The 14,226-nt window shown below is 69.4% G+C and carries 7 protein-coding genes; 2 read left to right on the top strand and 5 right to left on the bottom strand.

Annotated features, from left to right (window positions below; genetic code table 11):
- Positions 1-10 precede the first annotated feature (10 nt).
- Together ACH4S9_RS23160 and ACH4S9_RS23155 are read left to right on the top strand one after the other, a co-directional pair.
- Positions 11-1,291 (top strand): histidine kinase, encoded by a 1,281-nt coding sequence (locus ACH4S9_RS23160; protein ID WP_358847750.1) that lies wholly within the window; start codon positions 11-13, stop codon positions 1,289-1,291.
- The gene (locus ACH4S9_RS23155) at positions 1,288-1,986 is read left to right on the top strand and encodes a response regulator transcription factor (protein ID WP_311723677.1); all 699 of its coding nucleotides are present in this window, start codon (positions 1,288-1,290) and stop codon (positions 1,984-1,986) included. The genes ACH4S9_RS23160 and ACH4S9_RS23155 overlap by 4 nt, the downstream gene beginning before the upstream one ends.
- A gap of 137 nt (positions 1,987-2,123) precedes the next feature.
- On the opposite strand, the gene ACH4S9_RS23150 is transcribed toward ACH4S9_RS23155, so the two are convergent.
- The 5 genes from ACH4S9_RS23150 to ACH4S9_RS23130 form a co-directional block, all read right to left on the bottom strand.
- Entirely contained in the window at positions 2,124-2,597 is a 474-nt protein-coding gene (locus tag ACH4S9_RS23150) for a hypothetical protein (RefSeq protein ID WP_311723678.1), read from the bottom strand.
- A 264-nt stretch (positions 2,598-2,861) separates the two neighbouring features.
- Positions 2,862-3,347 (bottom strand): hypothetical protein, encoded by a 486-nt coding sequence (locus ACH4S9_RS23145; protein ID WP_394816729.1) that lies wholly within the window; start codon positions 3,345-3,347, stop codon positions 2,862-2,864.
- 243 nt (positions 3,348-3,590) lie between these two features.
- Positions 3,591-8,324: a putative T7SS-secreted protein gene (locus ACH4S9_RS23140; RefSeq protein ID WP_398373722.1), complete on the bottom strand. Its 4,734-nt coding sequence runs from the start codon at positions 8,322-8,324 to the stop codon at positions 3,591-3,593.
- A gap of 144 nt (positions 8,325-8,468) precedes the next feature.
- The gene (locus ACH4S9_RS23135; protein ID WP_398373721.1) at positions 8,469-9,140 is read right to left on the bottom strand and encodes a hypothetical protein; all 672 of its coding nucleotides are present in this window, start codon (positions 9,138-9,140) and stop codon (positions 8,469-8,471) included.
- Between the two features lie 95 nt (positions 9,141-9,235).
- Positions 9,236-13,978 carry a putative T7SS-secreted protein gene (locus ACH4S9_RS23130; protein ID WP_398373720.1) on the bottom strand — a complete coding sequence of 1,581 codons (4,743 nt, stop codon included), beginning with the start codon at positions 13,976-13,978 and terminating at the stop codon, positions 9,236-9,238.
- Positions 13,979-14,226: the final 248 nt, after the last annotated feature.

Raw genomic sequence — 14,226 nt, 5'->3', positions numbered from 1 at the left:
GCGTGAGGTGGTGCATCGGCTGATGGAGACCCTGCCCCGCTTGCGGCGGGGCCACCCGTGGCTGACGGACGTCCTGCTGGTCGTGCTCGTGGCGGTGCCGCCGGTGATCCGCCCGCAGCCGGGCTGGCGGCCGGTCTGGGTACAGGCGGGCGTGTACGTCGCCCTGGTGCTGCCCCTGCTGTGGCGCCGCCGTCGGCCGGTGCTCGTCGCGGCCCTGGTGACGGCGGCGTTCTGGGCGCAGTATCTCGGACAGGTGTGGGGACAGGAACCGGGACGCGGCGCCATCGCCCTGGCCGCGGTCCTGGCCACCCTCACTGTGCGTGGCCTGCGCCGCGCCGCCGCGGCGACGGTGGTCTGTGCCGCCGGCTGCGTTCTGCTGTGGATTCCCGCGTGGCAGCGGGACTACGGGGGCCCGGGTGCCCGGGGGGCCTGGCTCACTCCGCTCGCGGTGGGGCTCCTGCTGGCCGGGGCCTGGGTGTTCGGCGAGTACGTCCGTGCCCGGCGCGCCTATGTCGCCGAGTTCGAGCGGCGGGCCGCGCTCGCCGAGTCGGAACGCCTCGCCCTGGCCCGGGTCGCCGTCGCCGAGGAGCGGGCGCGCATCGCCCGCGAGATCCACGATGTCCTCGCGCACAGCGTGAGCGTGATGGTGCTGAACGCCGAGGGCGGCAGGCTGATGCGGCAGGTCGACCCCGCCGTCGTCGATCGCACCCTTGGCGTCATCAGCGCGACCGGCCGCGAGGCCCTCGGCGAACTGCGCCGGCTGCTGGAGGTGCTGCGCACCCCCGACGCGGACGCCTTGGCCGACGACTCCGGCTCCGGTCCCGATGGGGCCGCCGAACACCTCTCGGCCGATCTGCGGCGGCTGGTCGGACGCCTCAACACGAGCGGCAGGCGCGCCCTGCTGGACCTTCACGGAGAGCGGGACGGCCTTCCGGCGGATCTCACCGTGCAGACGTACCGCATCGTGCAGGAGGCGCTCACCAACGTCGTCAAGCACGCGCCGCCGGACACCACGGTCCATGTACGGGTCGACACCGGCAGGCAGGGGCCCGGGCGGCTGGTCCGCGTCAAGGTGGAGAACTCGGCCGGAGCGGGAGCCGGGACGGAAGCCGGAGCGGCGGGCGAGCGTCCCGCCCCGCTGCTCCCGTCCGGTCGCGGACTCACCGGCATGCGCGAGCGCACCGCCCTGTACGGCGGGCGCGTCGACGCCGGGCCCACACCCGACGGCGGCTACCGCGTCGCCGCAACCCTGCGCCCCGCCGAGCCCGAGCCCACCAGGGCGACCCCATGACCGACCCGACCCCGACCCCGACTCGCACCGCGTCATCGTCCCGGGTGCTGATCTGCGACGACCAGGAGCTGATCCGGATGGGGCTGCGCATGGTCGTCGACAGCCAGCCCGACCTCACCGTGGTGGGCGAGGCCGCCGACGGCGACGCGGCGATCGCGGGCGTGGCCGCCCTGGAGCCGGACCTCGTCCTCATGGACGTACGCATGCCCGGTCTGGACGGGCTCGCCGCGACCGAACACCTCTGCGCGCGGCCCCATGGGCCCCGCATCCTCGTCGTCACCACCTTCGACCTCGACGAGTACGCCTACGCGGCCCTGCGTGCCGGCGCCAACGGCTTCCTCGTCAAGGACGCCCCCGCCGAGGAGATCCTGGTGACCGTCCGCGCGGTGCTGCGGGGCGAGGTCATGGTGGCGCCCTCGCTGACCCGGCGCCTGGTCGAACGCTTCGTCCTGCACGCCCCCGCGTCCGCGCCCGCCCAGCGCAGCCGCCTGGCGGCTCTCACCGAGCGGGAACGGGAAGTCCTCGCCCTGGTCGCCCGGGGACTGGCCAACGGCGAGATCGCGGAGCGCCTCTTCGTCGGGGAGACGACCGTCAAGACCCACCTCGGCCGGATCCTGACCAAACTCGGCCTCCGGGACCGTATCCACGCGGTGATCTTCGCCTACGAGAGCGGGCTGGTACGGGTCGGGGACTGAGCGGGGATGGGCCTCCCGCCTGGTGGCCCGCATCGTTGTGGTGAGCGTGTGACAGGTCATACCGCGCACCAAGTCCAGAGCGGGTGGGGAAGACCACGGGCTGGATTCCTGGACCGCACACAGTGGATTCGGCGCCCCTACTTCGCGCCGGGGTCCAGCAGTCGGCGGATGCGCTCGTACTCGGCCGCCATCTCGGGCGTGGCGAGGAAATCGTCGAGATCGGCGGACACCTCGTGGTCGACGTCCTCGATGGAACGGATGGCGAGTTCGTAGAGCTCGCCGCGCCGGTTCTGCTCCAGGTAGCTCTTCCAGTGCGCCAACGCGCTGATGGCGGTGAGAACTCCCGTGTCCAGATCGTCATCGACCAGGATGCCGCCATAGATCGCCGCAAGCTGGTCGTGCAGCTCGGCGGCGCTGATCGTCAGGACGTTCGCGCAGGCGGTGGTGAGTGCCGCCCGGGCGTCTTCGGTGAGTTCGTCCTCGGCCGCACCGCGCAGCAGCTCCGGCCGCACCAGACGGGTGACCGTCTGCTCTCCGAAGGCACGAACACTGCCCTCGGTGGCTTCGACGATGAGCCGGAGAACGTCCGCCTCAAGTTCGCTGTACTTCACGCCCGCAGCCTAAAGTATCGGCTCCGAAAGTCCTTCGGGGGTTGGCTTCGGGGCCGGTCGTGGGGTCTACCGGGGGTTGACGACGTGCTGTCCCCTCCGGACCGCCGGGGGGAGACCCGCGCGTTCGCGGAACTGAAGGTTCTTCAGCGCGAACCCAGGGGTCCAGCGGTGTGTGTCAGGCTGACACGTCGGTGAGTTCGGGTGGAACACGAGGATGCTGAGCGATCCACAGACTTCGGCGGCGATGTCAGCGGACATCCTCGGCTATGACGGGCGCCCGCCGAACTGCCAGTTGTGCACCTCAATGTCGGCGTACCGGTCCGGGGTCAGGATGGCGCGTGCCGTGCCCGGGTCCGGCGCCCGGACCAGCACCGCGGTACCCAGCCAGGTGGCGCCGTCGTCGGACGGCAGCGGCCCGTAGGCGATCAGCTCGTTCCGGTCGGGCGGCACCGCGAGGTCGGCGGCCTGTCCCGTGCCGAGGCCGATCACCAGGTACCGGTTGCCGCCGGTCCGGCCGCCGGGATCCGCAGCTGGGTGTCCTCCGAGCCGCGCGGCCGGTTCATCTCGTCGATCGGGCACGCGACCACCCGGCCGGTCATCCGGTGGAGCTCGACCTTGTGCCGCAGCTCCAGAATCACCGACCGGGGGACCCCGAAGCCGTGCGCGCCTTTTCAATCGGCCCGGGATCGTACCGAAGTTCCGAGGGGTCGACCTCGTACGGGGCGGCCCACCAGTCAGGCACATAGCCATCTGGGTAGTGCTCAAAACTTCGGCACGTACTGCACCACTCCCACAGCCTTCCGCGGCCGGTGAAACTCTGTCCGCCAAGAACTTTCGGCTCGCCACCTTCCAGGATGTACCACCTGTGCAGCGTCCTCGCCGAACATACTGGGCACGGAGACGAAATCCGAGAACCGCTCCAGTCCTCGTTGAAGATCCGACGCCACTCCTTGTATACGGCTGTGCCGAGCTCACGCCACTCGGTCGATTCGCTCACCTGTTGCCCTCGATCCAATCCTGCAAAGCATTTCCAGACCCATAGGGAGTGCCATCGGCCAACGAGCCTTCGTCACCGTGAACTTCCCCATGGAAGCTCTGATGCTTTAGATAATATCGCGCGTGACTGAGCTCATGGGCAATGGTATTCGCCGCAGTGGCGTCATCGATGATTCCACTCGGACCGATGCGAATGACCCGGCCTCCTTCCGCGGCTCGCGTAACACCGGCCTGTCCCGGAGGGAGATCCGGATCGTAGATCACCCGGATGTCCTGGCCAGAACCCCTCAGATTGATACCGTACTTTTCGGCTACATCTCTGAGGTACGTGTCCTTGTCCAGGGCGTTGTCGAGTGTCCGCTCCACCTCTCCTTGCCTGGTCCCTCGCGCACCCCTCTCATCAGGTGCTTCAGGAGTGCACGGAGAGAGACCCAACGGGTCGACCAGCACATGGGGATTCCGGACGTAGGCAACGGGATTGGGAGCGGGCGCGAGCCCTAACGGGTCGCTCGAAAGATACCGGGCAGCCTCTGGGTCGTAGTACCGGTGCACGTTGTAGTGCAGACCGCTTTCGGGGTCGTAGTACTGACCCGGGAAGCGCAGCGGAGTGTACGCGGTGCTGCCTCGCGCCCAGGTCGTACGGCCCCACAACGTGGTACGGGTGCGCCAGACGATTTCGCCGCGCTCGTCGATGAGTTCCGTGGGGGTGCCGACCAGGTCGGTGACGATGGCGAAGAAGCGTCGATCGACTTCGTGTTGACCTGTGGAATCAGTGATGCGCTCGGTCTGGGCGACGGGATGGAGATGGGCGTGGTCCCAGGTAACCGTCACCAGGTCTGAGCGGCCCGGAACGGTCGTGGTCTGCTCGACGAGGGTGTTGTCGTCCCAGGTGAAGTCGGCCCGTTCCAGGACGGTTTCACCGTCCTCAGCCAATCGCAGCTTGGCGATCCGTCGGCCGAGAGGGTCGTAGAGGTAGCGCCACACCGTGCCGTCGGGGGTGGTGACGGAGGTCAACCGGTCCTCGCTGTCCCACGCGTAGCGCCAGGTGTCCGGCTTCTTCGACAGCCGGTTCTTCTGCCGCAGCGTGACCCGCCCTGCGGCATCGTGCTCGTAGCGGACCCGGCCCGCGCGGGTGATGCGGGTGCCGGTGTACGCGCGCTCGCCCGTTGCCTCCGCGCCCGGGTGCTTGGCGGGCCAGGTGGCGTGGGTCTGGTTACCCGACTCGTCATAGGCGTACGTCTCGCTCCAGCCCTCTCCCTGGACCGCTGTGACCCGGCCCGCCGCGTCCAGATCAAAGGTGCGGTGGCCGGTGAATTGGTCGTCAGTCGCGGTGAGGTGACCGTCGACCCGGTAGGTGTAAGCGCGGCGCTGGACCATCCCGGCGACCTCTCCCGCCAGGGACTGTTCGGCCAGACGGCCCGCCGGGTCCCATAGTTGGGACATGGACAGATCGCGGCCGATGTGGCGGACAACCTCACGGCCCGCGGCATCGTGCTCGAAGCCGAGGGTGTGGCCGGTGGCGGTCAGAGTCGTGCGGCGGCCTCCGGCATCGTAGGTGTAGACGGTGGTGGCTCCACCGGGGGTGGTGCGGCAGGTGCGGCGCCCCAGGGCGTCGTAGCGGTGCGTCGTCACACGGTCGGCCACCGTCTCGGACACCACGCGGCCCATCCGATCCCGCTGGAAGATCACCTCTGCGTCCGGGCCGACGGCCGAGACCAGCCGTCCGGCGGTGTCGTAGCCAAAGGTGGTGGTCTGTCCGGAGACGTCTCTGGCGACGACGCGGCCGAGCACATCACGTGCGAAGGAAACGGATTCCCCCATCGGGGTGGTGCGTGAGATCAGATCCCCGGTGGCGTCGTGCCCGTAGCGGACCGTACGGTCATCGAAGTCGGTCTCGGATATCAGTCTGCCTGCCGGGTCGTACTCGTAGGACCAGGTCAGCCCCTGCGGGTTGGTGACCTTGGCCAGACGCAGCTCGGCGTCGTGCTCGAACTCGTAACGCACCCCATCCGGGCCGGTCCGCGCGGCAAGCCGATCGAAGTGGGTGTACTCGTACGAGGTCACCCTGCCTGCGGCGTCGACGTGGTTGGTGCGGTTACCTTCACCGTCGTACGTCCACGACTCCTGTGCCCCACCCGGCCGGGTTCGACGCAGGAGCTTGCCCTCGACCGACCAGTCCAAGGCAGTCGTCGCACCGAGCGGGTCGACGATGGCGACGGGACGGCCGAACCCATCACGGCGGTAGATGGTGACCGCGCCGAGAGGGTCGGTGACCTCCACGGGCAGACCGGCGGCGTCGCAGCGCAACTGTGTCGTTTCGCCAATGGCGTTGGTGACCGCGGTGAGCCGGCCGAAGTCGTCATAGGCATAGCGAGTGGTGGCCCCGGCGGGGTCTGTGACGGCGATGCGGTTGCCGCGCTCGTCGTACTCCCGGGTCCAAGTGGCCCCGTCCGCCCCGGTCAACGTGACGGGCAGTCCCGAGTCGTTGTAGGCGACGCCGGCCCGCTTGCCATCGGGGCGGGCGAAACCCGCCAAGCGGCCGCACTCGTCGTAATGACATTCGGTGCGGCGCCCGAGGGCGTCGATGTGGGCCAGTAGCCGGCCGTGGCGGTCGTATTCGGTCCGGGTGTACGCGCCCAGCTGGTCGATCACGCCGACGACCTGGCAGGCGTCGTTGATCAGGTACTTGGCGGTGTGGCCGGCGGCCGTGGTGACGGTGGTGATCCGGTGGCCGGTGCGCTGGTCGACGCCGTGGTAGTCCAGCCGGATGGAGACATGGCCTTCGGTACCGCCCTCCGATATGCAGCGGTGGCGGTTGTCGTAGACGTAGTCGTAGCGGCGGTCGTTGGTGTCGGTCCAGGCGATGACGCGCTTCTCGTCGTCGTACTCGAACCGCAGCGGCAAACCGGAGGAGTTGAACACCTCCGTGAGATTGCCGTCGGTGTAGGCGTAGCGGACGATCTCCTGGTCCGAGCCGTCGGGGGCGGCGCCCGCGAGGTGCAGCGCGGTGATACGGCCGTCCTCGGCCGTCAGCTTCAGGTGGTAGCCCGCCGAATGGACGATGTCGGTCGGGGTGCCGTCGGGGGCGTAATGGAAGGCGATCCGGTTGCCGTTGCGGTCGCGGATCTCGTCGATCGGCGCGATGCCATCGGGTTCGTTCCGGGGCGCGGTGAAGGAGTACGTGCGGCCGTTGTCGACATCGGTGAGGGTGTAGTCGCCGTCGACCGTGCGCTCCAGCGGCCAGCGCGCGATGCCCGCCGTGGGCAGGGTCGGGAGGTCGGGTGCGGGGTGCGGGTAGTCCAGCAGACGGCCGTCCTCGCAGACGAACACCACACCCTCCGGGCCGATCTCCAGGTGCTGATCGGCCGTGCTCGACCACGAAGGCCCGAACCACCGACCCGCCGTGTAGCCGGACTCGACTTGGCGGCGGAAGACCAGCGGGAGCATGCCCGGCAGTGTCACGTCCGTCTGGGGCAGGAACATCCGGCCGGTGGCGAAGTCGATCGGGTCCGAGCCGTCCGACTTCTTCCCACTGTTGGGGGTGTCGTGGCCATGCGGCCCGTTCTCGTCCAGCAGGCCGCGGGCGGGCGGCTTCGTCTCGGCCACACGCCTCGCGGTGGTCGCGACCCTCTTGGCGCCGCCCAGGCCCCTGGTGCCGATCAGCTCGGGCACGAGTCGGCCGAGGCCCTCGGAGGGATCCTGCTGGAAGGTGTCCCACATGCTGCCCAACGTGCCCCACGGGTCATTGGCCATCTGGACCAGCCCGGCGGCCGTGCTGTTGAGATTGGTGACGTACTCCGCAGGGTGCGTGATGTTGTAGAGGTCGAAGGGGTTGATCTGCCGCGCGAAGCTGACGACGCCCGCGGTGCCCCTGATGATGCCGCCGTAGAAGTGCGAATAGTGCAGGGCCAGCCCCGTAAAGCCGTCGTTCACCTGCTCCGCGTACGACGGTTTGTCGGGCGCCGCGTCGCGCGCCGTCTCCACCGCCGCCTTCGCGGTCGTGTGCGCCTCGTTCCGCTGTCGCCGCGCCTCGCCCAGGATCTCCTGGGCGACATTGAGATGCGAGGTGCCCGGGTCGCGGAACTCCCCCGGCTTGTCCGGCAGCGTCGAGCGGTCACGCTCGCCGGCGGGTGCGGCGTTGTACGCGTCGACCGCCGTGTTGTACGCCGACACCCGCTCGTTGTGTGCCGAGCGGGCCTCCTCCGACGCCTGCTTGCCCTGCTTGTAGCGGGCGATGGCCTCCGCGGCCTGCCCTTGCGCCCACTCCACCGTCCCCGCGAAGCTGTCCAGCGCCCCGGCGGCCTTCTCACAGGCGTCAGCCGCCGTGAACCACTTCCTCGGCTGGACCGACACGCTCTCCCGGAAGGCGTCCGCCGCCGCGCCCTTGAGATGGTCGGCGTCCAGCCCGCGTAATCCCCTTCCCACATTGTCGAACGCGGTCTGGAAATCACTCAGATGATCCGCCGTGGAACGCAGCTTTCCAGGGCTGCCGTGGATCAGCTTCTTCGGGTCCTCGGTCTCGCCGAGCTGCATCTCGTCGACATTCGCGCCCAGCGCGTTCGCCGCCGAATCCGACGTTTCCCGGACCCAGTCCGCACCGCTCTCCCAGCCGACGTCGTCCAGCCGGTCCGCGGTCCAGTCACCGGCGACGTCGATGGCCTCACCGACGTCCTCCACCCGGTCCTCGACCCAGTCCTCCAGCGAGTCCGGAACGAAATCCCCCCACCCCATGATCGCTTATCCCCCGATCAGCGTCCGTATGAGCAACTCCCCACACGGTAGTGCCAAAGAACGGCAAAGTTGCGGTCAAGAAGTCCGCTGTTGCAAATCCCGCACAAACGGGATCCGGCTGTATCAGGGGGCGCGCGGGATCGGTTACTCCTCGTACCACTCCTTGATCACGTCATCGATGCAGTCACGCAAAGCCGACCTCCGGTCGGCCGCTCCGCCGCCGACGTCGATGCGCGCGGCCAATTCCTCGAGCGAGCGCCGGAAGCCCGGTTCGCCGTCCATAAGGTCGTCGAGGGCCGGAAACGCCATCAGCCGCAGGTAGTCCTCCAGGACACGTGCCAGCACGGGGTCGGGAGGGCTGGACGACGGCTGACCGGACGACGGGGAGATGCGCGACTCCGGGGCGTCCAGCATCCAGCCCGTGAGCAGTCCGTCCGCGAAGAGCAGATGGAGCCCCGGCGCCACCTGCACGCGCAAGCGCTCCGCTGTCGGCGCGTCCGGGCCGTCGCGCAGGAGGATCAGCTCGCGGTCGGTGCTCCATCGCGCCCCTGCGGGCTCGACGTGGAAGTCCGCCTTCGGCTCGATCAGGCGAAGGTTCCCCGGCGTGGACTCCGCCGACAGCCAGCCCAAAGCCCGGTCGCGGTCCTCTTCCAGATACTCCGGAATGCGCAGGGAGACCCGGGACAAAAGCCCGGTCGCGCGGTCGAACCGAAATTCGTCCACGCCTTCCGGTGAGTCCCAGTCGACGCTTCCGACGGTCTCGTGGATGACATACCGCTCGTACTCGGCCGCGTCCATGCGCGGACCGGCATCCACGAAAAGGCCCCTTGGGAAGTACCTGGGCGGTTCGGGGATTCCCGGAAGGCCGCACAGTTCGACGACGACTGAGGGTTCGAGCCTGAGCATCTGCGTCACCCCTCGGACGGGAAGTTCGGCCAGATCTCCTTGGCCGGGGCGATCGGGTTGCCGCCGGAGGGAATCTTGCCATTGATGATTTGATCCCTCGTGATCGGCAGTCCGGGTTCCTCGGGCGAGCCGCCGAACGCCTTGACCCCCGACTCCATACGAGGACCACTCGGCCCATAGCTGGTGACGATCTGCCCCGCGCGGGAGCCGGGTCCTTCCGTGATGACGATGTCCTCCCCCTGGTGGAAGAGCATGCGCCCGCTCTTTCCTTGAGACAGATAGACCGCGTCCGGGTTCGAGAGGATCTCGAGCTCCCGGGTGGGCGACAGATGGCCGTGGTAGCCGCGAGGCGACCCCTCGTACGGCTTGAGTTCTTTCCTGACACCGTTCTGCGCGTTGTTGACGACCTTGTCGGCCGCTTTGTTGGCCCGCTTGTACGGAGAGAGACCGAGCGGATCGGCCCATGTGTGCGGGTTGTGCACATAGGTGGCCGGGTTGGGGGCCGGGGCCAGCCCCAGGGGGTCCGGGGTGGCGTAGCGGGCGGTCTCGGGGTCGTAGTAGCGGTGCACGTTGTAGTGCAGGCCGCTCTCCGGGTCGTAGTACTGGCCGGGGAAGCGGAGGGGGGTGTACGCGGTGCTGCCGCGGGCCCAGGTCGTGCTGCCCCACAGGGTGGTACGGGTGCGCCAGGCGATCTCGCCGCTCTCGTCGACGAGTTCGGTCGGGGTGCCGACGACGTCGGTGACGATGGCGAAGAAGCGCTGGTCGATCTCGCGCTGACTGGTGGCGTCGGTGATGCGCTCGGACTGGGCGACCGGCTGAAGGCCGTCGTGGTCCCAGGTCAGGGTGACCAGGTCGGTGCGGCCGGGGACCGTGGTGGTCTGCTCGGCGAGGATCGCGCCGTCCCAGGTGAAGTCGGTCCGCTCGACCACCGTTTCGCCGTCCGCCGCCAGTCGCTGCTTGGCGGTGCGGCGTCCGAGGGGGTCGTAGAGGTAGCGCCACACCGTGCCGTCGGGGGTGGTGACGGAGGTCAGCCGGTTCTCGGCGTCCCACGCGTAGCGCCAGGTGTCGGGCTTCTTCGACAGGCGGTCCTTCTGCCGCAGGGTGACCCGGCCCGCCGCGTCGTGTTCGTAGCGGACCCGGCCCGCGCGGGTGATGCGCGTGCCGGTGTACGCGCGCTCGCCCGCCGCCTCCGCGCCGGGGTGCCTGGCGGGCCAGGTGGCGTGGGTCTGGTTGCCCGCCTCGTCATAGGCGTAGGTCTCGCTCCACCTCCTGGCGTGGACCGCGGTGACCCGGCCCATCGCGTCCAGCTCGAAGGAGCGGCGGCCGCGCAACTGGTCCTCGACGCCGACCAGATGGCCGTCGGCCCGGTAGGTGTAGGCGCGGCGCTGCACCATTCCGGCCGAGGGGCTGGTCAGGGCCTGTTCGGCCAGGCGGCCCGACGGGTCCCAGGCCTGGGACAGGGACAGGCTGCCCCCGATGTGGCGGGCGATCTCGCAGCCGGAGGCGTCGTATTCGGACGCCAGCGTGCGGCCGGAGGCGGTGAGGGTGGTGCGGTGGCCCGCCGCGTCGTACGCGTAGGTGGTGGTGGCGCCGCCGGGGGTGGTGCGGCGGGTGCGGCGGCCCAGGGCGTCGTACCTGTGCGTCAGCACGCGGCCGCCCACCAGCTCGGACTTCACCCGGCCCGCCCGGTCCCATTGGAGGACGATCTCGGTGTCCGGGCCCGTGGCCGAGACCAGATGTCCGGCCGGGTCGTAGGCGTAGGTGGTGGTCAGGCCGTCGGCGTCCTTGGCGACGACGCGGCCCAGCACGTCGCGCTCGAAGGCGATGGTCCGGCCCAGTGGTGTGGTGCGCGCGATCAGCTGCCCGGCGGCGTCGTGTTCGTAGCGGATGGTACGGTCGTCGAAGTCGGTTTCGGATATCAGCCGTCCCGCCGGGTCGTACTCATAACTCCAGGTGAGCCCCTTGGGGTTGGTGACCTTGGTCATGCGCAGCTCGGCGTCGTGCTCGAACGCGTAGCGCGCCCCGTCCGGGCCGGTCTGCGCGGCGAGCAGGTCGAAGTGGGTGTACTCGTACGTGGTCACCCCGCCCGCAGCGTCGACGTGGTCGGTGCAGTTGCTCTCGCCGTCGTAGGTCCAGGTCTCGCGCGTTCCGTCCGGGTTGCTCCGGCGCAGGAGGTCTCCCTCGACCGACCACTCCAGGCGGGTCGTGGCGCCGAGCGGGTCGACGATGGCGACGGGGCGGCCGAACGCGTCGCGGCGGTAGGCAGTGACCGCGCCGAGAGGATCGGTGATCTCCATCGGCAGGCCCGCGGCGTCACAGCGCACACGGCTGGTCTCGCCCAGGGCGTCGCTGATCGAGGTCACCCGGCCCAGGTCGTCGTAGATGTAGCGGGTGGTGGCCCCGACGGGGTCGGTGTCGGCGAGGCGGTTGCCGCGCGCGTCGTGTTCATGGGTCCAGGTGGCCCCGTCCACGCCGGTGACGACGGCCGGCAGGCCGAGGGCGTCGTAGGACACGTGCGACTGCTTGCCGTCGGGGCGGGTGAGGGAGACCAGGCGGCCGTGGTCGTCGTAGGCGTACGCGGTGCGGTGCCCGAGGGCGTCGGTGTGGGCCAGCACGCGGCCGTGGCGGTCGTATTCGGTCCGGGTGTACGCGCCCAGCTGGTCGATCACGCCGACGACCTGGCAGGCGTCGTTGATCAGGTACTTGGCGATGTGGCCGGCGGCGGTGGTGACGGTGGTGATCCGGTGGCCGGTGCGCTGGTCGACGCCGTGGTAGTCCAGCCGGATGGAGACATGGCCCGCGGTGCCGCCCTCGGCGATGCAGCGGTGGCGGTTGTCGTAGATGTAGTCGTAGCGGCGGTCGTTGGTGTCGGTCCAGGCGATGACGCGCTTCTCGTCGTCGTACTCGAACCGCAGCGGCAGGCCGGAGGAGTTGAATACCTCCGTGAGATTGCCGTCGGTGTAGGCGTAGCGGACGAGCTGCTGGTCGCTGCCGTCGGGGGCGGCGCCGGCGAGGTGGAGGGCGGTGATCCGGCCGTCCTCCGACGTCAGCTTCAGGTGGTAGCCCGCCGAGTGCACGATGTCGGTCGGGGTGCCGTCGGGGGCGTGGTGGAAGGCGATCCGGTTGCCGTTGCGGTCGCGAATCTCCTCGATGGGCGCGATCCCGTCGGCGCTGTCCCGAGGGGCGGTGAAGAAGTAGGTGAGGCCGGTGGTGGGGTCGGTGACGGTGTAGTCGCCGTCGAACGTGCGCTCCAGCGGCCAACGCGCGGACCCTGCCGTGGGGAAGGTGGGCAGGTCGGGTGCCGGGTGCGGGTAGTCAAGCAGGCGCCCGTCCTCACAGACGAAGACCACGCCCTCCGGACCGATCTCCAGGTGCTGGTCGGCCGTGCTCGACCACGACGGGCCGAACCACCGCCCCGCCCGGTAGCCCGACTCCACCCGGCGCCGGAACTCCAGCGGCAGCACGCCCGGCAGCGTCACGTCCGTCTGGGGCAGGAACATCCGGCCGGTGGCGAAGTCGATCGGGTCCGAACCCGTGGTGGTCTTCGCACCGTCGCGCGTGGCCCGCGAGGCCGGGCCGCCCTCGTCCAGCAGGCCGCGGCCGGGCGGCTTCACCTCGGCCACGCGCCGGGCGGTGGTCGCGACCTTCTTGATGCTGCCGAGACCCTTGGTGCCGATCAGCTCCGGCACCAGCCGGCCGAGGCCCTCGGAGGGGTCCTTCTGGAAGGTGTCCCACATGGTGCCCAACGTCCCCCACGGGTCATTGGACATCCGGACCAGGCCGGCGGCCGTGTTGTTGAGGTTGGTGACGTACTCCGCGGGGTGGGTGATGTTGTACAGATCCAGGGGGTTGAGCTGCCGGGCGAAGTTGACGATCCCGGCGGTCCCCTTGACGATGCCGCCCACGAAATGCGACGCGTCCAGGTTCAGCCCGTCCACGCCGTCCGCCAGCTGCCTGGCGTACGAGGGCTTGGCCGGCGCCTTGTCACGCGCCGTCTCCACCGCCGCCTTCGAGGTCGTCTGCGCCTCGTTCCGCTGCCGCCGCGCCTCCTTCAGAATGTCCTGCGCGGCCTGGACATCCGCCGTCCCCGGGTCATGGAACTCCCCCGGCTTCTCCGGCAGCGTCGACTTGTCACGCTTGTCCGACGGCTTCGCGTTGTACGCGTCCACCGCCGTGTTGTACGCCGACACCTTGTCGTTGTGCGCCGACCGCGCATCATCCGACGCCTTCTTGCCCTTCTTATAACGCGCGATCGCGGTCTCGGCCTGCTTCTGCGCCCACTCCACCGTCCCCGCGAAGTTCTCCAGCGCCCCGGCCGCCTTCTCACACGCGTCCGCGGCCGTGAACCACTTCTTCGGCTCGACCGACACACTCTCCCGAAAAGCATCCGCCGACTTGCCCTTGAGATGAGCGGCGTCCAGCCCCTGCAACCCCTTGCCCACATTGTCGAACGCGGTCTGGAAATCCCTCAGATGACCTGCCGTGGTCCGGAGCTTGTCCGGACTGCCGTGCACCAACTTCTTGGGATCCTCGGACTCACCCAACTGCATCTCGTCGACATCCGCGCCCAGCGCGTTCGCCGCCGAATCGGTCTTGTCCCGGACCCAGTCCGCACCGCTCTCCCAGCCGACATCGTCCAGCCGGTCCGCCGTCCAGTCACCGGCGACATCGATGGCCTCACCGACGTCCTCCACCCGGTCCTCGACCCAGTCCTCCAACGAGTCCGGAACGAAATCCCCAAGCCCCATGGACGCTCATCCCCCGATCAGCCGTTCAATCCTCGACGGATCCGGCCCTGGCGCAGGCCCGCTCCTGCTCCGGGACCCCGTCCCCACCTGCACAACGTGCAACCTTTGACACAATACGGTCGCGCCTCGCCGTGATCGCCGCTGGAGCTCAGGCTGTTGCAAAGCCCATACAAACGACATCGCCGGGCTCGACCGCCGCCCGGCACGGCCACCGAGCCGCCGTCGCCGCGGGCCACCGGGATGGAACT

The sequence above is a fragment of the Streptomyces sp. NPDC021225 genome, assembly GCF_044332865.1.
GTDB lineage: Bacteria > Actinomycetota > Actinomycetes > Streptomycetales > Streptomycetaceae > Streptomyces.
The sequence above is the reverse complement of the archived record's forward strand: the minus strand, read 5'-3'. Positions and strand labels throughout refer to the sequence as shown.